The organism is Geobacillus thermoleovorans (assembly GCF_001610955.1).
Lineage (GTDB): Bacteria > Bacillota > Bacilli > Bacillales > Anoxybacillaceae > Geobacillus > Geobacillus thermoleovorans.
In genome coordinates, this window is record NZ_CP014335.1 from 843,276 (window position 1) to 864,253 (window position 20,978).

Consider the following 20,978-nt stretch of genomic DNA (forward strand, 5'->3'; position numbering starts at 1 on the left):
AGGGGAAATCTTATGTTGAATCGACGAGAGTTTCTTAGCAGGTCGTTAAAGGGGGCGGCTGGACTGCTGGCTGTTTCGGTATTGCCTGCAGGACTGGCTGCCTGCAGCAACGATAAGAAAACGGTCAATACAAGTTCAATGGCCAATCTCGGTCCTCTAAGCGAATTAGAAAAGGGAGAATTCCCTAAAAAGGTGCCGTATAAAGTCACCATAAAAGATGCATGGACCAAACAGGAAAGGGAAGGGTTTGTCTACATTAACAAAAATGAAGATGGTTCTTTACTCATTATGTCCCCGATTTGCACCCATCTAGGGTGTACCGTTGGAGATGCTGAGGAGAACATGCAGAAAACAGGCATCCGCTTTTTATGTCCGTGCCACGCGGGGCAATATGACGAATACGGTATCAATGTAGGGGGGCCACCGCCAAGACCGTTAGATACATTTGACGCTTATATTCAAGATGGCAATGTGTATATTGCCGTACTGAGCCCGAGGAAAAGGGAAAAATGAAAATCCGTTATTCCGCAGAAAAAACAGCAGGCTGGAACGTCCAACCTGCTGCTTTTTCCTTTACGGCATGATGCTGATCCCGTTGGGCATTTCGCCTACTTGAACCGTTTGGATTGCTTTGTTTTGTTCTTGATCAATGACGCTCACGGTGTTGTCGAACATATTCGTAACGAAAACATACTTGCCATCCGGGCTTGTGACGACCCCATGCGCTCCGTTTCCTGTTTCAATTGTGGCCACGACTTGTTTCGTTTTTAAGTTTATCTTGCTTACAGAATGAGAGGGCGCCTCTTTCGTCCCTTGATTGGCGACATAAGCAAACGTATCGTCAGGGGACACGTACACTTGGGCTGGCCCTTGCCCGACAGGGACTTTTTCCACTTTCCCGCTTGTTACGTCAACAATGGCCAAGGCATTTTCGGTATTCAACGTTACGACTAACGTTTTGCCGTCCGAAGTAATGCCGGTTGTGACAGGGATGGATCCGACTGTGATTTTCTTTTCTTCTTTCATTGTTTGCAAGTTGAGAACACTGACGCTGTCTTCCCCCATGTTGGCGACGTACGCGTATTGGCTGTCTTTGGAAATGCGAAGCCCGTGCGGGCCTTTTCCGGTTGGAATGGTTTCAATGACTGAATAGCTCGCCAGATCAATAACGGAAACGTTATTGTCTTCATTATTGGTCACAAGGGCGTATTTGCCGTTTTCAGTAAACACGATATGGGCGGGATGGTGCCCCACTTCCACTTTTTTGATTAATTCATTCGTTTCCGTATCATAAAACAACGCCATTCCTTTCATATCCATCGACTGATCATGCCCGTGGTGCATGGCCGGAACTAACGTAGCGCCGAGAATAGCTCCGTCGGGGGAAACTTGGACGTTGTGGACAGCGCCGTCGACTTTGATCGTTCCGACCACTTTGTTTGTTTCCGCATCAATTTTTGAAATGCTTCCGCCTTCGTTGGCAGTAAAGTAGAATTTGTTCGTTTCTTGTGTTTGTTCAGAGGCGGCTGGCTGCCCATTTTTCTCTGGTTCGGTTTTGTCTTGAGGGGAATTGGTTGCGCACCCCCCGAGAACAAACGCCAACATCGCCAATAACGATAACCATACAATCGCGGTTTTGCGCATGAGCGGTTTCCTCCTTTTGCTTTAGGTTGAGTCTACCGACATGATATTGGCAAATGGGGGAGGTTGCTGTGATTAATTTCACAATAGCAATAAAATATCTTCAAATCGTTACAGTTTATTGAAATCCATACATTCTGCAAATTTATCCGATAAAGTATAAAAGTATGCGACGATTTACACTATGCATGAAGGGGAATGAACATCTATGACAAAAATGAAGAAAGTCATCATCATCACATCCGCTCTTCTTCTAAGCGCCTGTTCATCATCCAACGAAAAAGAACAGGCTTTTATTACGAGCAAAGAACAGTCAAAATCTAATGTATCTGTTACCAATAATCCTTTCTTTAAAGAAAAAAAGGAAGGGAAGATCGAACATTTGCATGGAGTTGGTTATGCAGGCAATCAAAATGCGGTTTACTTTGCTACTCATGAAGGGTTGCTCGTTTACCAAGACAATAAGTGGTATGAAACGGTTTCCAATAAACATGATTATATGGGCTTTTCAGCTACGGACGACGGCTTTTATTCATCGGGACATCCTGAAGAAGGTTCATCGTTAGGAAATCCACTTGGTCTTGTGAAAAGTTTTGATAATGGACAAACATTAATGAATTTAGGATTTTATAAAGAGTCCGATTTCCATTATATGACGGTTGGTTATAAAAGCCATACCATCTATGTGGTGAATCAAGAAGAAAATGAAACGCTTGGACAAGGGGTATTTTACAGTAAAGACGACGGCAAAACGTGGTCGCCAAGTCAGTTGAACGGCCTGCCGCAAACGGCAGCGAGAACGATTGCTGCTCACCCAACGGATGAAAATATGGTCGGGATTAGTACAGCCGAGGGAGTTTTCATTTCGAGAGATAACGGGAATACGTTTGAACGGTTTACGAGAAAAATTGATACGACGACATTTATGTTTCAAGAAAAGTCGGTTGTATTTGCAGCTGTAGAGAATGATCAGTCTATACTCATCAAACAATCATTAGACACAAAACACGAAGAAGTTCTTGCTGTTCCGCCATTGGATGAAAAAGATCATATCATGTATATAACTTCTAATCCAGCAAACGACAAAGAAATTGTGATCGTTACAATGAACGGGGATATTTTTATGACAAAAAATAACGGTGGAAGTTGGACAAAACTAGCATCAGAAGGGGAAATATAGGGACATGCGGGCGCATGTCTTTTTGTTTGCCTAAAAATATATCGCTCCATAATTTTTGCAAAATTCACTGCTACAATATAAGTAACGGATGGAGAGGGTGAGAAGAAGAGTGTATTCATTCCTAAGCCAAATCAGCAACCTGCTAAGCCAGCCGTTTCTTAATATGGCCAACAGCACAACAGCGCTTCCTGTTTTGTCAGCGTTTCTTCTTGGCATAGTCGGAGCGATGGCTCCGTGCCAGCTGACTAGCAACTTAGGAGCAATCACGTTGTACAGCAACCAATCTCTGCAAAAGGGGATCGCTTGGAAAGAACTGCTTTTATTTATTTTCGGAAAGGTCATCGCTTTTTCCGGGTTAGGCTTGATCGTCTGGTTGATGGGGAAGGAGATTCAAAGTACACTGACACTATACTTTCCATGGTTAAGAAAGCTGATTGGCCCGATTCTTGTTCTCGTAGGCTTGTATTTGTTAGGGCTTTTTAAAATGTATTGGAATGTCACTTTGTTCAGAGTGCCGAAGGGATGGGCAAAAGGAAAAATCGGTTCGTTTTTCATGGGATTTGGCTTTTCGTTGGCTTTTTGTCCAACGATGTTTGTTCTATTTTTTGTTACTCTAATGCCTCTCGTATACTCAACGTCTTATGGAGTGTTGTTGCCGAGCGTCTTTGCCGTCGGAACTTCTGTACCGGTTATTTTCTTCATCCTCATCCTTTGGTACTTAGGATTGAGCGGTGCTGTCATGAAAAAAGGAAGACGGGTAGGGAAGCTCATTCAGCAAACCGCTGGAATTGTGATGGTATTGCTTGGCGTGTTAGATACCATCACTTATTGGTTTTAAAGAAGATGATGCAGTAACAATGTTTGGAAGAACGTTTCAAGATGGTTAGGGTGATGTAGTTATAGTTGTATTTTTTTCGTCGCAAAGAAGAATCCTTTCTAATACCGATAGAAATATGAATTTTGGGGGAATGTATATTGCAATTCGGCAATATAGTCGTTCAGGGCGAAAATCTTTTGCTTATCAGCGGCTTATTGATAAGTTATGTCATGTTTTATTATGGTATTAAAGTATTAAAAATAGAGCGAAATATCATGGATTTAATTTTGAACAGTTTTATTAACGGTGTACTTATTTGGAAATTTAGTTATGTCGTTTTACATCCGAATTCAGTTTTACAAAATCCGATGACAATCCTTTATTTTAATGGGGGATATGTTGGCATTAGTATGGCGATTGTTTTTATCACGGTCTATACTTGGCTATACGTAAAAAAGCAGAATATTCCTGTGGCTTCTTATACGCGGGCAATGGTTCCAGTATATTTTGGCTATTTTAGCACTTTTGCATGGATCCGAGTAATGGAAAATTCCCAAAATTATTTCATCATTTTGCAAGCAATAGTAGCGATTTGTTTTTTTATAGTAGCATCACGAGTCAAAACTCAAAAAACTTTATTGCAACTTCTGATATGGTTCCATCTCATTCAATTCGAACTAGCCCTGTATAAAAAATATGTTGTAAATACAGTAATCATATCAAAAGAAGTATGGTTGTACGGCTCTCTCGTTATCGTTTTTATATGTATTTCATATTGGTTAGAGAGGCGAGAAAGAGAAGCGGCTCTTGAGGATAGGAACAAAGGACGGGGAAATGTAATCAATCAACTCGCTTTAGGTGTGATGGTGGTAAGTATTGCTGTATCTTCTATTTTTAACAGTCAACAGGAAGCGGGAAAGGTCAAATCAAAATCAGTTCTATCTACTTCATTGGATTGGGGAAAAATCGGCACGAATAAAGGAGAGGTTGCTCCGGATTTTGAATTACTTTCAATTACAGGGGATAAAATAAAATTGTCTGATTTGCGTGGAAAAACAGTGATATTGAATTTTTGGGCTACTTGGTGTCCGCCTTGCAGAGCTGAAATGCCGGAAATGCAAAAGTTCTACGAAAACAATAAAGATAGCAATGTAGAAATTTTGGCAGTCAACTTGACGAATAGCGAAAGAGGTTCTAATGCGGTGAGCGATTTTGTGGAAGCGAAAGGGATCACATTTAAAGTTGTGCTTGATGAGCAAGGAGACATTGGAAATCTATATGGTGCAATAACGATTCCTACCTCGTATATCATTGATAAAAATGGAGTTATCAGAAATAAATATGTAGGTCCTATGTCTTATGAAACGATGGATCGCATGATTTCAGGAATTCAATAAAAGGTAAATGATGGTTCCCACTGAGTGGAAGTGACAGGAATTGTGACTATCCACTCAGGGGGATGTTTTTGATATTAAAAACCTGTGAATCCTCCAAACAAATCGGTAAAAAAGATGATAATTTTTGTCATCCAATCAAAAAACAGCATAATTCCCATGATAACCATCAGAATTCCCCCGACTCTGACGATGACAGTGTTATATTTTTTTATCCAATTTAACTTGCCGATAAAAAACGACATGATGAAAAAAGGCACGGCAAACCCTAATACATAGGCGAACATATATAACATGGCTGCACTCGGTTTGGTAGCCGCCAACGCGATCACTGATACAAGAATTGGACCTGTGCAGGGAGTCCAGCCCGCAGCGAATCCTATGCCAATTAAAATAGAGCCAAAATAACCGGAAGGCTTGTTCCGGAAAACTAACCGTTTATCTTTCATCATAAAGGAAGGTGAAAATACACCTAAAATGACGAGACCAAAAAAGACAATGAATAAGGCACTAATTTGTCTGATTAAATCTTGGTAATCAACGAATAGTTTTCCTATTACAGAAGTACCAAAACCAATAGCGATGAAGATGACGGAAAAACCGAGCAAGAAAAAGAATGTATGGAGTATTGCTCGTTTTTGAAGCATCCCATTTTCTTTCTTTATTTCATCAACGGATACTCCAGTAATGTAAGATAAAAAAGCTGGGTATAGCGGTAAACAACAAGGGGATATAAAAGACAGTAATCCCGCTCCGAAAGCTAGAAATATATTGATATCGTTCATATTGATCGATCCTCTCTTTTCGATCTTGATAACGATACTGTAAAATAAAATTGTGAATTTTTTGTGGAAAGCGGGCTTTTTCCTGCGCAGGTATTGATTACGGTTTTGTGGTGAACATGATTTGTAGAGGGTATCTCTGTTGCGTTTTATACCCATTACCGGTATAATGTAATTAAAAGAGGTGATGTTTGATGAACCATTATGAAGATCATAATATGGATAAAAAAATGGTTCCACGAACGGAACAGGAAATCGAAAGCATCATCAAGCGCTTGAAGCGCATCGAAGGACAAGTGCGCGGTGTGCAAAAAATGGTGGAGGACAATCGTTATTGTATTGATATTTTAGTGCAAATTTCAGCGATCACGGCAGCGTTAAATAAAGTAGGATTGAACTTGTTAGAACGTCATGTCAGCCATTGTGTGTCTAAAGCGATCCGCGAAGGAAGTGGAGAAGAATCCATTCGCGAATTAATGGATGTCATTAAACAGTTCTCAAAGTGAAAGGAGTGGGAAGCATTATGAGTGAACAAAAGCATGTCACACTTAGAGTGACCGGCATGACATGTGCCGCGTGCGCCAATCGGATTGAGAAAGTATTAAATAAGATGGATGGCGTAGAAGCCAATGTCAATTTGGCAATGGAAAAAGCAACGATTAAATATGATCCATCGAAGCAAAATATAGCCGATATCGAAATGAAAATTGAGAATTTGGGGTATGGCGTTGCGACAGAAAAAGTGACGCTTGATATTGAAGGAATGACATGTGCGGCCTGTGCGACACGGATTGAAAAAGGGTTAAATCGGATGGAAGGTGTTACAAGCGCTGCTGTCAACTTGGCGACAAACAGCGCGGTGGTCGAATACAAGGAGGGTGTCACATCTGTCGAAGACATTTTAGAGAAAATCAAAAAGCTTGGGTACAGGGGGCAAATTCGAAACGAAGAACAAGACCATGCTGGTCGGAAAGAAGAGCGGCTGAAACAAAAACAACGGCAACTCGCCATTTCCATCATCTTATCGTTGCCGCTGCTCTATACGATGCTGGCTCATATGCCGTTTGATATCGGCTTGCCGATGCCGCATTGGCTGATGAATCCGTGGTTCCAGCTTCTTTTAGCTACACCCGTTCAGTTTTACATCGGCGGTCCCTTCTATGTCGGGGCGTATCGGGCGTTGCGCAACAAAAGCGCCAACATGGACGTTCTCGTGGCGCTGGGGACATCGGCCGCGTACTTTTACAGCTTGTATGAAGCGTGGCGGACGCTTGGGAATCCTGACTATATGCCGAGGCTGTATTTTGAAACGAGCGCCGTCTTGATTACGCTTGTGCTTGTCGGCAAATACTTTGAAGCGCTTGCGAAAGGGCGGACAACCGAAGCAATCTCGAAGTTGGTCAGCCTGCAGGCGAAGGAAGCGACCGTCATTCGGAATGGGGAAGAAATGAAAGTTCCGCTGGAGGAAGTGGTGATCGGCGATACGATCCTTGTCAAGCCAGGAGAAAAAATTCCGGTAGACGGTACAGTCATCTCCGGCGCTTCTTCCGTAGACGAATCGATGATTACCGGTGAATCGATCCCGGTTGATAAGAAGGAAGGCGACTATGTGATCGGGGCGACGATGAATACGAATGGCGTACTGACCATTCGTGCCGAAAAAGTCGGAAAAGATACCGCGCTGGCCAATATCATTAAAATCGTTGAAGAGGCGCAAGGGTCGAAAGCCCCGATTCAGCGGATGGCGGATACCATTTCCGGCATTTTCGTACCGATTGTTGTCGGAATTGCGGTTGTTTCCTTTCTAATCTGGTACTTCTTCGTTGCGCCGGGTGATTTGGCCAAAGCTCTTGAGGTGGCCATCGCTGTTCTTGTCATCGCGTGCCCTTGTGCGCTCGGTTTGGCCACACCGACATCGATTATGGTCGGTACAGGAAAAGGGGCAGAACAAGGAATTCTCTTTAAAGGAGGTGAGTACCTAGAGGGAACGCATAAAATCAATGCCGTATTACTCGATAAAACAGGAACCGTGACAAAAGGAAAACCGGAAGTCACCGATGTGCTAGCCTTCCGCGAGGACATGCTCGATTATGCGGTTTCCGCCGAGAGCGCTTCGGAGCATCCGCTGGCTCATGCGATTGTTGAATACGGGAAGAAACAAGCGATTTCGATGAAGCCATTGGAGCACTTCTCCGCCATTACCGGCCACGGAATTGAAGCTGTCATTGACGGAAAAAGCATCCTTATTGGGACGCGAAAATTGATGAAGGAACGCTCTGTAGCGATTTCTGTGCATGAAGATAAAATGGTAGAGCTTGAAAAACAAGGGAAAACAGTGATGCTCGTGGCCATCGATGGACAGCTTGCCGGCATCATTGCTGTCGCGGATACGGTGAAAGAAAGCTCGAAAGAAGCGATTCAAACATTAAAACAAATGGGCATCGATGTCTATATGGCAACAGGGGACAATCAACGGACAGCGGAAGCGATCGCCAATGAAGTAGGCATTGAGCATGTGTACGCCGAGGTGCTCCCGGAAAACAAAGCGAACATCGTCGAGGAATTGCAAAAGCAAGGAAAACGTGTGGCGATGGTCGGCGATGGGATTAACGACGCTCCAGCTCTGGCCAAAGCGGATATTGGGATGGCGATTGGCACAGGAGCTGATGTCGCCATCGAGACCGCTGATGTGACCTTGGTCGGCGGCGATTTGCGCCATATCCCGAAAGCCATTGAGTTGAGCCGCCAAACGATGAAAAACATTCGGCAAAATCTGTTCTGGGCGTTGTTTTATAATACGATTGGCATTCCGGTCGCCGCTTTCGGATTATTGGAGCCATGGATCGCTGGAGCGGCGATGGCATTCAGCTCTGTGTCGGTTGTCGCCAACGCGCTTCGTTTGAAACGCGTGAAACTATAAACATTCAAGGAGGAATGGACGATGACCATTACATTACAAGTACAAGGAATGACATGCGGACATTGCAAAGCGGCGGTGACCAATGCCCTTCAAGCGTTGGATGGCGTCAGCCGTGTAGAAGTGCATTTGCAAGAAGGAACTGTCGATGTGGAGTATGATGAAACAAAGGTCAGCGTAGAAAAACTGAAAGAAGCGATTGAAGAGCAAGGATATGATGTGAAATAACATACGGAAGGTGCCCCGAAGTGATGACGGGGCACTTTTTTATCCAGAGCGTAACGGGACATTGTCATCGCCTAAACGAGTGCTCGGCTGGGGAAAGTTTTTTCTCTTCTTGAAGAATATCGAGAAAGCGAGATGTTATAATGAAAATAACAGGCGCGGAAAAAAAGAGGGACTGACCCAAAACGCATTTGTGTTTTGGGTCAGCCCCTTCAGCTTTTTTATTCACCTTTATTGGTTGTGTCATTCGGATCTGGAGTATAGTCCGATTTGTAGTCGGTATATTTGACTTCTGTCACCATTCCCGCTGAAGCATGGTGCAAGTCATGGCAATGGAACATCCAATTTCCCGGATTATCCGCTTTAAACGCGACGACATATTCTTCACCAGGGTTTACATTTAAGGAATCCTTTATCAATGGAGAGCCTGTGACCGGCTTGCCGTTTTTGCTTAACACTTGGAAGAAATGGCCGTGTAAATGCATCGGATGTACATCCATCGGCGAGTTGTTCACGATTTTTACTTTTACGAAATCTCCTGTCTTCACATGAATAGGCGCTGTGTCAGGATACGTTTTCCCATTAATCGTGAAAATCATGCCATTTTTGCCCATGGCCGTTCCTAAATCCATTGTATACTCTACATCATATTTTTGGTCTAACGTAAATGGACCTGTTTCATATTTTCCATATGTTGTCATATCCACGACAGGGAGGTTTTCTTTTGCATTTGCTTTGTCCGTATTGTTTGCTTGTCCTTCGTATTGAATTTTCACTTTCATGCCATCGGTGCCTTTCATATTGCCGTGGCATTCCAGCAGCCATTCACCCGGGTTATTGGCGATAAACTCAATGTCGTAGCGCTCACCCGGAGCGATATTCAACAGTTCATCTTTGATTGGTTGCGGGTTCTTTAACGGTTGGCCGTCCGTTGCGACAATTTTAAACTCATGTCCATGCAAATGAAGCTTGTGGGACATGTACCCTGCATTGATCAGACGAAGCCGCACTTTTTCGCCTTTTTTCACTTTTAACGGTTGGACAGCAGCCCCGCTTTTTCCGTTAATCGTGAAAATATCGTACATATTCATATTATGTCCCATGCTGTTCATATCCATTTGTTGATTATCAGAGCTATTTCCATTATTCATATTACTATGATCCATGCCGCTCATATTCATGTCCATATGGCTTTCGGCGTCCGGGTCGCTCATCCATTCATCTAATACAAGCGTGTAATCTCGATCGACTTTTTCTTCATTTTTCGGTTCTACGATTAATGTACCGTATAATCCCTTGTCCACTTGCTCGGCGCTTTTTTGATGGGAATGATACCAATACGTTCCCGGCACGGTTGCTGTAAATTCATACGTAAACGTTTCACCCGGTTTAATGGCGTCCATCGTGACACCCGGTACTCCATCTTGGTTATTTGGAACAGGGTAGCCGTGCCAGTGAATCGTTGTCGGTTCCGGCAATTCATTTTTTACTACGATTTTTACTTTGTCTCCTTGCTTCACGCGGATTTGTGCACCAGGCACGGATCCATTATACGTGTATACCGGGAGTTTGATTTGACCATTAATGGGTAATAACGCTTCCTTCGCAGTAAGGTGAATTTCTTTCCCGGATAATACTTCTGTATTGGTTGCTAAAGGCAATTGCTGCTTGCTCGTTTCAGCGGAAGTATTTTCTTTTTCCATATTCATGCCGGACATGTCGTGTCCCTGCATGGAAGATGGATTTGAGCAAGCTGCGCCAATCGCTGCTACTCCTGCGAAAATGGCGCCAAGCAGCCATTTTTTCATGTCGTTTTCCCTCCTTAAGCTTGTAGTGGGAGATGCAATGATATGATAAAAAATAGATGTGCAAAATGTATGGAGAAAATCGTTCAACTGAAATGTAAAAAAAGGCAAGCGATTCGGATTCACCGATGTCTAACGGTGGTAGGTAATCGCCTGCCGTCCCATTTGAACCCAAGCGTCGATAAAGTCTTGTTTCGGCGCTTTTTGGTTTTTGACAGCGGTCAATGGATCATTGAAATAAATGTACTGCTCATCGTATCCCGTAATGAGCACCGCGTGTTCCCGGTACGTGATTTTGATCGGGCCTTGCGGGGTTTGCCATTCCCGAAAGGCAGAGGGAGGAAGAGGACGAAAGGTGGTGTTGGTGATCACCCAAACCGGTGTGCCTTTGGCCAAGTATGTATAGATGTTCTCAAACGATTGCCCTGTTAAGTCGATGATTTGGTTAGGCAAGTACCGCTCAGCCAACTGCTTGATCGGCTTATGGTACACGCCGTATCCAGGCTTCGATAACGTATACATATCGCCGACAAACCCTTCATTTGGGTGGCCGTAAAACACTTGGCCATTTCGCACTTGATACGGAGTAGGATTTTTCTTGATTTGTTTCGCCAACGTCATCTTATCGACGCGAATGCCGGCATGATTCAAGAGCATGGCCAAGCTGGTTACTTCGCATCCCCTCGGCAGTTCCGGAAGCTGAGACAAAAGGGGGGCGTCAATCAGGACGGATGTCCTTAGCGCTTGTTTCTTTGAAGAGGCAACTGATCGATTCGCCTCCTTTGCTTGATTGCTGGGGGACGGATTGGTTTCTCTGCTGTTTCTGTTCTGTATGAAGGCTTTGATGGCATCGCCTGTCTGGGCCGAACTTGCATAATAGGATAATGAGGCGGCCAATAGCAAGAAACAGGAAATATACAATCCGAGCGACAGTTGATCCATCCTCCCGTTTAGAGGTCTTCTCAAGAGAACAAAACAAAGGGAAACGATGAGAAAAGTCAAAAAAAGGATAAACGCTAACAAGCCATTCTCAACTCCTTTATAACACGTGTGTGTTTTTATAGTAACAGATCGATGTGCAAAAATGGTGAAATTCACACTTTCTCCATATTTTATCGTTAATATTATGAGAAACTGAAAATCTTGCAAGCAGTTTTCCTGAAAAAATGGAAACAGATTGTTTTTGAAACTTGATGTTGTGTACGATAGAATGAAAGTGTCTTTGTATAAATCATTTTAGTTTTAAACAAAAAGGTTTTTGGTGTTGTTTTTGGATTCTTCTTAGCAAAGTGGGGGGACAATCATCGCCATGTGCGGTTTTATTGGCTGTATTCATGATCGCCCAAGAGCGATTGAGCAAACATGGAAAACAACGTTGGTGGAGATGAACCGCCTGATTACCCATCGCGGCCCCGACGATGAGGGGTATTTTTTTGATGACTACGTGAGTTTTGGTTTTCGGCGTTTGAGCATCATCGATCTGGAGGCGGGACATCAGCCGCTGTCTTATGAAAACGATCGATATTGGATCATTTTTAACGGGGAAATTTACAACTATCTTGAATTGCGGGAAGAGCTGGCGGCGAAAGGATATTCGTTTGCGACGCATTCGGATACCGAGGTGATTGTTGCCCTTTACAGCGCGGAAAAAGAAAAAGCGGTCGAAAAGCTGCGCGGGATGTTTGCGTTTGTCATTTGGGACAAGCAAGAGAAAACGGTGTTTGCGGCGCGGGATCCGTTCGGCATTAAGCCGTTTTTTTATGCGGAGCAAGGAGATCGCACGTTTTTCGCTTCGGAAAAGAAAAGCATCTTGCTGGCCCTCAGACAGGAATCGCCAAACGGTGATTCCCTGCAGCATTATTTAACATTCCAATATGTCCCTGAGCCGCTGACGATGTCGGCCGGCATTTACAAGCTGGAGCCGGGGCATTATCTCAAGAAAAAAGTCGGAAAACCGCTCACCATTCATCGTTATTGGAAGGCATCCTTCGAGCCCATTCGCCAATCGGAAGAGGAGCTTGTAAAGAAAATCCGCGATGCGCTGTTTGATTCGGTCAACGTCCATATGCGCAGCGATGTGCCGGTCGGTGCGTTTTTGTCGGGAGGCATTGATTCATCGTTCATCGTCGCCATCGCGAAACAATTCCATCCGCACCTGAAGACATTTTCCGTCGGGTTTGAGCGGGAAGGGTTCAGTGAAATCGATGTCGCAAAAGAAACCGCAGAGAAGCTTGGGGTAGACAACATTAGCTATGTCATCTCACCGCAGGAGTATATGGAAGAGCTGCCGAAAATTATGTGGCATATGGACGATCCGCTTGCCGATCCTGCGGCTGTGCCGCTGTATTTTGTCGCTCGTGAGGCGAGAAAGCATGTCACGGTTGTGCTTTCCGGCGAGGGGGCGGACGAGCTGTTTGGCGGCTACAACATTTACCGCGAACCAGAGTCGTTGCGGCTGTTTGCGCGCATGCCAAACATCGTAAAAGCGGTGTTGCGGGTGATCGCGAAGATGCTTCCGGACGGAATGAAAGGAAAAAGCTTTTTGGAGCGCGGAACGACGCCGCTTGAAGAACGGTATGTCGGCAATGCGAAAATCTATAGCGAAAAGGAAAAAGCGGCGTTGCTCAAAACGTACCAAGAGGGGCGCGAATATACGGCGGTGACGGCTCCTTTTTACCGCGAAACGCTTCATTACCCACCCGTCAACCGGATGCAGTATATTGATCTTCATACATGGCTAAGGGGCGATATTTTAGTCAAAGCGGACAAAATGACGATGGCCCATTCGCTTGAGCTGCGCGTTCCCTTTTTAGACAAAAAGGTATTTGAGGTTGCTAGGCAAATCGCCCCTGACATGAAAACAGCCAACGGCACGACGAAATATATTTTGCGCAAAGCGGCCGAGGGCATCGTACCGGATCATGTGTTAAACCGGAAAAAATTAGGGTTTCCCGTGCCGATTCGCCACTGGCTGAAAAACGAAATGTATGACTGGGCGAGACAGCTCATCAACGAAAGCGAAACTGATCATCTGTTCCATAAGGACGTGCTCTATCGGCTGCTGGATGAACATGCCCGCCACAAGGCGGATCATAGCCGCAAGCTGTGGACGGTCTTGGCGTTTATGGTTTGGCATCAAGTCTATGTGGAAAAGAAGTACGATTTTGCTCAATCCGTACAAAACGAGAAGCGGCCAGCGTCTGTTTTGGAGGCGTAGCAGAGAAAGGAAGCGTCCCGGGGCTCAGCCGGGACGTTTGTTCATCTCTTGATTGAAAGAGGCTGACTTTCAAGTGAAGGAATTCAGCCCGTTTTGATATTCGAAACAGGAACCCATTGTTTTAGAGGGTGGTGAAAAACCATGATTTCCTTGAACATGGTCTGTTTTTTTGTTCAGACAAAAAACGATTTCGTAAGGTTTCACCATTTTAGAAATCCTCCCGCTCAACCAAAGTTTTCTATTCCATCACAACCTTCTAGATGACGAGAGCAATGTCGCGAAATGGGCGTTTCACCAAAAGGAAGAACATGCTGCTCGTTTGTTTTTGTCATAGGGAATGGAGAGGGCTAAGAAACCGGGCCATGAACGGGGAGTTCCACCGTAAAAGTCGCTCCTTCTCCCGGCTGGCTCTGCACGGAGATGATTCCATGATGGATATCGACAATCTTCTTGGCGATCGACAACCCGAGCCCGCTACCCCCTGCGGCGCGATGGCGGGATTTATCGGCCTTATAAAATCGTTCAAAAATGCGGAGCTGGTCATGTTCGTTGATTCCTGGCCCTGTATCGGAAACGGTGACGATGGCTTGTTCACCGCGGCGTTGTAGCTGGATGGTGATGGTTCCCCCTTTCGGTGTAAATTTAATCGCATTATGGATCAAGTTCAGCCATACTTGGCTAAGCAAATCTTCATCGGCTGTAATGATGACTTTCTCAAACAGGACACACATGTTCAATTCTTTTTCCGCCCACTGTGGCTCGCAGTGAAGAATGAGTGTTTGCAGCTGTGTGTCCAAGCGATAGGATGTGGGATGAAACGGGTAGTGATCGGAGTCTAACATCGCCAACCGCAGCAAATTCTCACTTAACTTCGACAAACGGACGCACTCCGTTTCAATAATGTCGAGATAATGCAACCGCTGTTCACGGCTTAGGTCCTCGTTTTTGAGCGCTCGGGCGAACCCGCGGATCGATGTGAGCGGAGAGCCGATCTCATGAGACACATTAGAAATAAATTCTTGCCGCATTTCTTCCATGGCCTGCAAATTCGCGGCCATGTCGTTAATGCGTGTCACGAGTTCGGCAAACGGATGATTCCGTCCGCCCCAGTCAGCCTGGAGATTTACTCGAAAATCGCCTTTGGCGATTCGATTAATGGCATCTATTAAGTGTTGCCAAAATACTTTTTCGCGCTTTCGCAAAAAAGGACTGATCGCGCTCATAGTCATCCCGAACAGCAAAAAGCCGAGGATCGATGAAATGATTTGACGAACGAGCGGGTGCGGCCGCCAAGCGAATTGGGTGTAGAGCGCTTCTGTGATGAAATATGCCGCAGTCCAAAAGAGAGAGACGATGGACATTACAGCGATAACCGTCAAGATGGATTTAAGCACAAATCGCAATCGTTTCATGACTGTGCCTCCAACCGATAGCCGAGCCCGCGAATCGTGCGGATGGAAAATGGAGAATCTGGTTGGGCAAACCGTTCGCGCAATCGTTTGATATGCACATCCACTGTTCGTTCATCCCCATCATAATCGTAGCCCCAGATCTGTTCAATCAACTCGTCGCGTGTAAACGTTTTGCCCGGATAGCTGGCCAATTTAAAAAGCAGTTCAAATTCTTTCGGCGGCAAGAAGATCTCTTGGTCTCCCAAACGGCATTCGTACGTCTTGCGGTTTAACGATAAACGGCCTATTTGTACGATTTGCGATGTAGCGATTCGATACCGTTTGAGCAATGCTTTGACCCGGGCGACGAGCTCAAGTGGGTCGAACGGTTTGACAAGATAATCGTCCGCCCCGAGCTCGAATCCTTTCACCTTCTGTCTTGTTTCCCCTTTGGCCGTCAACATTAAAATGGGGACATCGTCGTAGTCGCGCAGTTCGCGACATAGCTCCCAACCATCCATTTCCGGCATCATAATATCCATAATGACCAAATCCACTTTCACTGTTTCCAATACGTCAAGTGCTTCTTTTCCGTTAGCCGCCTCATGGATTGTAAATCCTTCTAAGTTTAAAAAGTGGCTGACGAGTTCGCGGATATGCGCGTCATCATCGACGATTAAAATTCGTGTCATCGTCATCCCCTTTCATTGTCCTTTCATGCTATTTTCCATTGTGTCGCTTTTGCTTGGCCTTCGTCAATGTTGAAGCTGGTTCGTTTATAATTTCGTCGTGACAGCAGATAATGAAACGATGGGTTTGATTTTTAATATTCATTGGAGAAGCGGGGATGCTCATCGCGGACATCCCCAGTGGTTATGCGCGGCGCATATAGACACGAACGGTGATCGGAGCAAAGATCGCAACAATGGCTGCCGCGCCGAGCAAGGAGAGGACGAAATCGGTGCCTATCGTTCCGTGATTCGTCAACTCGCGGACGGCCGCGATCATATGGGAAATGGGATTGACTTTGGCAATCCATTGTAGCCAATCGGGCATCGTCTTGACCGGCACGAACGCATTCGATACAAACATCAGTGGGAACAACGCCAGCATGGAGATTCCCTGTACAGCGGCCGCATGACGGGCAATGACGCCGAAGAAGGCAAAGATCCAGCTGACGGCCCACGCGCATCCAATGGCGAAAACGCCCGCAAGCGCCACACTGGCGATCCCTCCTTCCGGACGGTAGCCGATAAGAAATCCCATGACAAACGTCAGGGTGGTGGCGATGACATAGCGGACTACATCGGCTAATAACGCCCCAGCCAACGGAGCGATGCGGGCGATCGGCAGCGATTTAAAGCGGTCGAACACGCCTTTATCCATATCATCGCGAAGTTGAACTCCTGAAGTGACGGAAGCCCCGATCAACGTTTGGATGAGAATGCCGGGAATGATCATGGGCAAGTAGTTATGAACATTCCCCGCGATGGCTCCACCAAAGATGTAGGTAAACATCAAGGTGAAGATAATCGGCTGAAAAGTGACGTCAAATAATTGTTCGGGTGTGCGCCGCACCTTCAACAAACCACGATAGGCCATCGTCAGCGAATTTCGTACAGCTTGGGAAACGCTTGTACGGTTTTTCTGTTGGCGTTTGACCTCCAATTGAGGAGACACTGGTTTCATCTCATCGCTTCCTCCCTTACATCATTGGATTCATCTGCACGTTTTTCCACTCCATGGCCGGTAATGGTCAGAAAGACCTCATCGAGGGTTGGTTTTTGCACACTTAACTCGGTTAAGTGGATGCCCTCTTGACGCAAAGCGACAAGCAGGTCCGTCACATGGTCTGGATCGGCCATCGGCGCCGTGATGTTCCCGGTTTCTAAGGATACCGTCGGCCGAACATGGAGAACGCGCTCAATGATGCGCTTGGCCGTTTCGATCTCTCCAGGATGTTGCAGCTTGACTTGCAATGACGATTGACCGATGGACGCCTTGAGTTCATCGGGTGTCCCTTCAGCGACGACTCGGCCGTGATCAATTACGGCGATGCGGTCTGCCAATTCGTCCGCTTCTTGTAAATATTGGGTTGTCAGCAGCACCGTTGTTCCCATATTCACCAAGCGCCGGATCGTTTCCCACATTTGATTGCGCGTGCGCGGGTCGAGTCCGGTGGTCGGTTCGTCAAGAAAAATGAGCGGCGGCTGGGCAATGAGGCTGGCGGCGAGATCCAGACGCCGGCGCATACCGCCAGAGAAATGTTTCAATGGGCGCTTGGCTGCTTCTGTCAAACCAAATTCCTCCAATAATTCGCTTGTTTTTCGCCTTGCTTCTGTTCGGCTCAGTCCCAGAAGCCTAGAAAAGATCATTAGATTCTCTGTTGCGCTGAGCGTTTCGTCAACAGAGGCGTATTGACCGGTGACACCAATCAATTGCCGGACGACTTGCGGTTGTTTGACGACGTCGTACCCAAAAATTTGGGCGGAACCGGCGTCCGGGCGCAATAACGTCGCTAACATTCGGATTGTCGTTGTCTTGCCGGCTCCATTGGGGCCCAGCACACCATAGATGGTGCCCGCGCGCACACGCAAATTGAGACCGTCCACGGCCCGGTGGTCGCCAAAGGTTTTCACCAATTCGTGTGTTTCCACTGCCCACTCTTGATGGGCGGGTGAGATTTGGGGTCTGTATCCCATTTTGTGTCCCCCTCCTTCGTATGATTCTCGTACATGGTGAATCGTAGCATGCTTTTATGAACAGAATGTGAACAACGGAATGATTTTTTGAGGAAGAGAAAATTTGATTCGCCCACTCTTGCAATTCTCCCGGTTTTGGTATATGCTTGTTCCATCAGGATGATCATCTACTATATATTGTTTTGTTCTATTTTTTAAACAACTATATATCGTTGCGCCAAGCAATGGTGTCCATCAGGACTTAATAGGGAATCCGGTGTGAATCCGGAACTGCCCCCGCAACTGTATGTGCGGACGAAATGGGATGGCCACTGGCGGCAAGAGCCATTCGGCGCGCCGCTGGGAAGGCCCCAAAGTAGGACGATGCACGAGTCAGGAGACCTGCCTTGCTTGGAACGTTTCATGTTCTTCGGGGTGTGAGAAGATGAAACGATAGGGGAAAAGAAAAAGGGTTTCGTATGCCTTTTTTCCGTCTGTCGTTTCATCCGCTCGCCTGCCCGAGCGGATTTTTTATTGAAGGAGTGGGGAAACGAATGACCGCATTGACGAAAATGATCATCATCGATGACCAAGGGAAGCCGGTTTCTTTTTCACGTGAAGAGTTTGCGTCGCTGATTGGGCAAGCCGCCGCTGGATTCGGCCGTCTGTCGCTTGATGAATACGTCGAGCGTGTTTGGCAGCTTCTCAGTCGAAAGGAGTCCGTCACGGTAGAACAGCTGCACCAAACGGCTATTTTGGAAGGACTTTCTTACATTGATGAAGATGAGCCGGACTGGACATTTGTGTGCGCCCGGCTGTATTTGCAGCAACTGTACCGCGAGGCGGCGCGGCAGCGCGGGTACGATGCGCGCGAGCGATATGGTGATTTTTATTCATTAATCGTTTCTTTGACAGAACAAGGGGTGTACAGCCCGCTATTGCTTGAGCGTTATACGAAAGAAGAGATCGAGACGGCTGGCTCATTTCTTGATCCAGGCAAAGACTTGTTGTTTACGTATATCGGGCTGCGCACGCTCGCTGATCGGTATTTGGCCCGCGATTATGAGCGGCGGCTGTATGAATTGCCGCAGGAGCGGTTTTTGGTCATCGCCATGACGCTAATGGTGAATGAACCACCCAAGCGGCGCCTTGAGCTCGTGAAGGAAGCGTATTGGGCGTTAAGCAACTTATACATGACCGTGGCGACGCCGACGCTTGCCAATGCCGGAAAGTCATACGGCCAGCTGTCGAGCTGCTTTGTCGACACGGTCGATGACAGCTTGCAAGGGATTTACGACAGCAACACCGACATCGCCAATTTATCGAAATCGGGCGGCGGCATCGGCGTCTATTTAGGCAAAATCCGGTCGCGCGGCAGCGACATCAAAGGATTCAAAGGGGTCTCCTCCGGCGTCATCCCGTGGATGAAGCAGCTGAACAATACAGCGGTGAGCGTCGATCAGTTAGGACAGCGAAAGGGAGCCATTTCCGTCTATTTGGATGTGTGGCATAAAGACATTTTTGCGTTTCTCGATGCGCGGCTCAACAACGGTGACGAACGGCTGCGGACGCATGATTTGTTCACCGGCGTTTGCATCCCTGATTTGTTCATGGAGCAAGTCGAACAGCGCGGCGACTGGTATTTGTTTGATCCGCATGAAGTGCGGAAGGTGATGGGGTTTAGCTTGGAAGATTTTTATGATGAGGAAAAAGGGTGCGGGAGTTTCCGCGAGAAATACTGGCAATGTGTCAACGAACCAAGACTGTCGAAAGAAAAAGTGCCGGCGATCGAAGTGATGAAAAGCATCATGCGCAGCCAGCTCGAGTCGGGGACGCCGTTTATGTTTTACCGCGATGAAGTGAACCGGCAAAATCCGAATCGCCATCTCGGGATGATCTACTGCAGCAACCTTTGCACGGAAATCGCGCAAAACCAAAGCCCGACGGTGACGAAGCGGCAATATGTAAAAGACGGGATGATCATCATTGAGAAAATCCCAGGCGATTTTGTCGTCTGCAATTTATCGTCGATCAACTTGGCGCGGGCGGTGACCGATGGGGTTTTGGCGCGGCTCATCCCGATTCAAATGCGGATGCTCGATAATGTCATTGATTTAAACAATATTCCGGTGCTGCAGGCCGGCCTGACGAACGAAAAATACCGCGCTGTCGGGCTTGGAACCTTTGGCTGGCATCATCTTTTGGCGTTAAAAGGCATTCGCTGGGAGTCGGAGGAAGCGGTCCGCTATGCCGACGAGCTGTATGAAACGATCGCGTATTTGGCGATTCAAGCGAGCATGGAGCTCGCCAAAGAGAAAGGGAGCTACCCGGCGTTTCCGGGGTCGGACTGGCAGACGGGCGCTTATTTTGAGCGGCGCGGCTACGAAAGCCACGGTGAACTCGATTGGGATCGGCTGAAGCAAGATGTGGCCCGCTACGGGATGCGCAACGGCTATATCATGGCCATCGCCCCGAACGCATCGACGTCGATCATCGCTGGCAGCACGGCGAGCATTGATCCCATTTTCTTAAAAGTATACGCCGAGGAAAAGAAAGATTATAAGATTCCCGTTACGGTGCCGGATTTAAACGAACAGACGACATGGTATTACAAATCGGCGTACCATATCGACCAACGTTGGAGCATCAAGCAAAACGCCGCCCGCCAGCGCCATATCGACCAAGCCATCTCCTTTAACTTCTACGTCATGAACACGATTAAGGCAAAAGAGCTGCTCGATTTGCATTTGACGGCGTGGAAGTCGGGGTTGAAAACGACGTATTACGTGCGTTCGACATCGGGGACGATCGACGAGTGCGATTCTTGTGCGAGCTGACCATGGGGCGCAACAAACGCCTTTGGTCGGGCTTTCCCTTCCTTGTGCGGGAGGGGCGTCCGAGGTTGGCCGCGCACATGATACTAGAAAA

General features: G+C 46.6%; 17 protein-coding genes and 1 riboswitch. Of the genes, 9 read left to right on the top strand and 8 right to left on the bottom strand.

Annotated elements, in window-relative coordinates; genetic code table 11:
* Positions 1 to 12 precede the first annotated feature (12 nt).
* The gene (locus GT3570_RS04325) at positions 13 to 513 is read left to right on the top strand and encodes a QcrA and Rieske domain-containing protein (RefSeq protein WP_021321438.1); all 501 of its coding nucleotides are present in this window, start codon (positions 13 to 15) and stop codon (positions 511 to 513) included.
* A gap of 60 nt (positions 514 to 573) precedes the next feature.
* Here the strand turns inward: GT3570_RS04325 and GT3570_RS04330 are convergent, their stop codons facing one another.
* Complete coding sequence (locus GT3570_RS04330; RefSeq protein ID WP_062898482.1) at positions 574 to 1,644, bottom strand: YncE family protein; 1,071 nt, start codon at positions 1,642 to 1,644, stop codon at positions 574 to 576.
* A 205-nt stretch (positions 1,645 to 1,849) separates the two neighbouring features.
* Here GT3570_RS04330 and GT3570_RS04335 point away from each other — a divergent pair, with 205 nt between their 5' ends.
* From GT3570_RS04335 to GT3570_RS17790, 3 genes are all read left to right on the top strand, one after another.
* Positions 1,850 to 2,821: a F510_1955 family glycosylhydrolase gene (locus GT3570_RS04335; RefSeq protein ID WP_062898483.1), complete on the top strand. Its 972-nt coding sequence runs from the start codon at positions 1,850 to 1,852 to the stop codon at positions 2,819 to 2,821.
* Positions 2,822 to 2,930: 109 nt separating this feature from the next.
* Entirely contained in the window at positions 2,931 to 3,659 is a 729-nt protein-coding gene (locus tag GT3570_RS04340; RefSeq protein ID WP_014195228.1) for an urease accessory protein UreH domain-containing protein, read from the top strand.
* A 137-nt stretch (positions 3,660 to 3,796) separates the two neighbouring features.
* The gene (locus GT3570_RS17790) at positions 3,797 to 5,035 is read left to right on the top strand and encodes a TlpA disulfide reductase family protein (protein WP_021321435.1); all 1,239 of its coding nucleotides are present in this window, start codon (positions 3,797 to 3,799) and stop codon (positions 5,033 to 5,035) included.
* 74 nt (positions 5,036 to 5,109) lie between these two features.
* Here the strand turns inward: GT3570_RS17790 and GT3570_RS04350 are convergent, their stop codons facing one another.
* On the bottom strand, positions 5,110 to 5,817 hold the full coding sequence (locus GT3570_RS04350; protein ID WP_011230401.1) for a cytochrome c biogenesis CcdA family protein: 708 nt from the start codon (positions 5,815 to 5,817) through the stop codon (positions 5,110 to 5,112).
* Positions 5,818 to 6,008: 191 nt separating this feature from the next.
* Here GT3570_RS04350 and GT3570_RS04355 point away from each other — a divergent pair, with 191 nt between their 5' ends.
* The 3 genes from GT3570_RS04355 to copZ are packed head-to-tail and all read left to right on the top strand — an operon-like array spanning position 6,009 to position 8,959.
* Positions 6,009 to 6,320 carry a metal-sensing transcriptional repressor gene (locus GT3570_RS04355; protein ID WP_011230402.1) on the top strand — a complete coding sequence of 104 codons (312 nt, stop codon included), beginning with the start codon at positions 6,009 to 6,011 and terminating at the stop codon, positions 6,318 to 6,320.
* Between the two features lie 17 nt (positions 6,321 to 6,337).
* On the top strand, positions 6,338 to 8,734 hold the full coding sequence (locus GT3570_RS04360; RefSeq protein ID WP_011230403.1) for a heavy metal translocating P-type ATPase: 2,397 nt from the start codon (positions 6,338 to 6,340) through the stop codon (positions 8,732 to 8,734).
* Between the two features lie 21 nt (positions 8,735 to 8,755).
* Positions 8,756 to 8,959 carry a copper chaperone CopZ gene (gene copZ, locus GT3570_RS04365; RefSeq protein WP_011230404.1) on the top strand — a complete coding sequence of 68 codons (204 nt, stop codon included), beginning with the start codon at positions 8,756 to 8,758 and terminating at the stop codon, positions 8,957 to 8,959.
* Positions 8,960 to 9,177: 218 nt separating this feature from the next.
* Here the strand turns inward: copZ and GT3570_RS04370 are convergent, their stop codons facing one another.
* Positions 9,178 to 10,764, bottom strand: a complete 1,587-nt coding sequence (locus GT3570_RS04370) for a multicopper oxidase family protein (RefSeq protein ID WP_011230405.1) — start codon at positions 10,762 to 10,764, stop codon at positions 9,178 to 9,180.
* A gap of 129 nt (positions 10,765 to 10,893) precedes the next feature.
* Positions 10,894 to 11,784: a C39 family peptidase gene (locus GT3570_RS04375; RefSeq protein ID WP_013146009.1), complete on the bottom strand. Its 891-nt coding sequence runs from the start codon at positions 11,782 to 11,784 to the stop codon at positions 10,894 to 10,896.
* A 286-nt stretch (positions 11,785 to 12,070) separates the two neighbouring features.
* Between GT3570_RS04375 and asnB the strand changes: the two genes are divergently transcribed.
* Positions 12,071 to 13,978 carry an asparagine synthase (glutamine-hydrolyzing) gene (gene asnB / locus GT3570_RS04380; RefSeq protein WP_011230407.1) on the top strand — a complete coding sequence of 636 codons (1,908 nt, stop codon included), beginning with the start codon at positions 12,071 to 12,073 and terminating at the stop codon, positions 13,976 to 13,978.
* Between the two features lie 347 nt (positions 13,979 to 14,325).
* Here asnB and GT3570_RS04385 read toward each other — a convergent pair whose 3' ends face one another.
* From GT3570_RS04385 to GT3570_RS04400, 4 genes are all read right to left on the bottom strand, one after another.
* Positions 14,326 to 15,390, bottom strand: coding sequence for a sensor histidine kinase (locus GT3570_RS04385; RefSeq protein WP_011230408.1), 1,065 nt, complete (start codon positions 15,388 to 15,390; stop codon positions 14,326 to 14,328).
* Positions 15,387 to 16,061, bottom strand: coding sequence for a response regulator transcription factor (locus GT3570_RS04390; protein WP_011230409.1), 675 nt, complete (start codon positions 16,059 to 16,061; stop codon positions 15,387 to 15,389). The genes GT3570_RS04385 and GT3570_RS04390 overlap by 4 nt, the downstream gene beginning before the upstream one ends.
* 181 nt (positions 16,062 to 16,242) lie before the next feature.
* Positions 16,243 to 17,058 carry an ABC transporter permease gene (locus GT3570_RS04395; RefSeq protein ID WP_011230410.1) on the bottom strand — a complete coding sequence of 272 codons (816 nt, stop codon included), beginning with the start codon at positions 17,056 to 17,058 and terminating at the stop codon, positions 16,243 to 16,245.
* Positions 17,055 to 18,071 (bottom strand): ATP-binding cassette domain-containing protein, encoded by a 1,017-nt coding sequence (locus GT3570_RS04400; RefSeq protein ID WP_011230411.1) that lies wholly within the window; start codon positions 18,069 to 18,071, stop codon positions 17,055 to 17,057. The genes GT3570_RS04395 and GT3570_RS04400 overlap by 4 nt, the downstream gene beginning before the upstream one ends.
* 207 nt (positions 18,072 to 18,278) lie before the next feature.
* Positions 18,279 to 18,474: riboswitch (cobalamin riboswitch) on the top strand.
* A 55-nt stretch (positions 18,475 to 18,529) separates the two neighbouring features.
* On the opposite strand from GT3570_RS04400, the gene GT3570_RS04405 reads away from it, so the two are divergent.
* On the top strand, positions 18,530 to 20,887 hold the full coding sequence (locus GT3570_RS04405; RefSeq protein ID WP_082816472.1) for a ribonucleoside-diphosphate reductase subunit alpha: 2,358 nt from the start codon (positions 18,530 to 18,532) through the stop codon (positions 20,885 to 20,887).
* Positions 20,888 to 20,978: the final 91 nt, after the last annotated feature.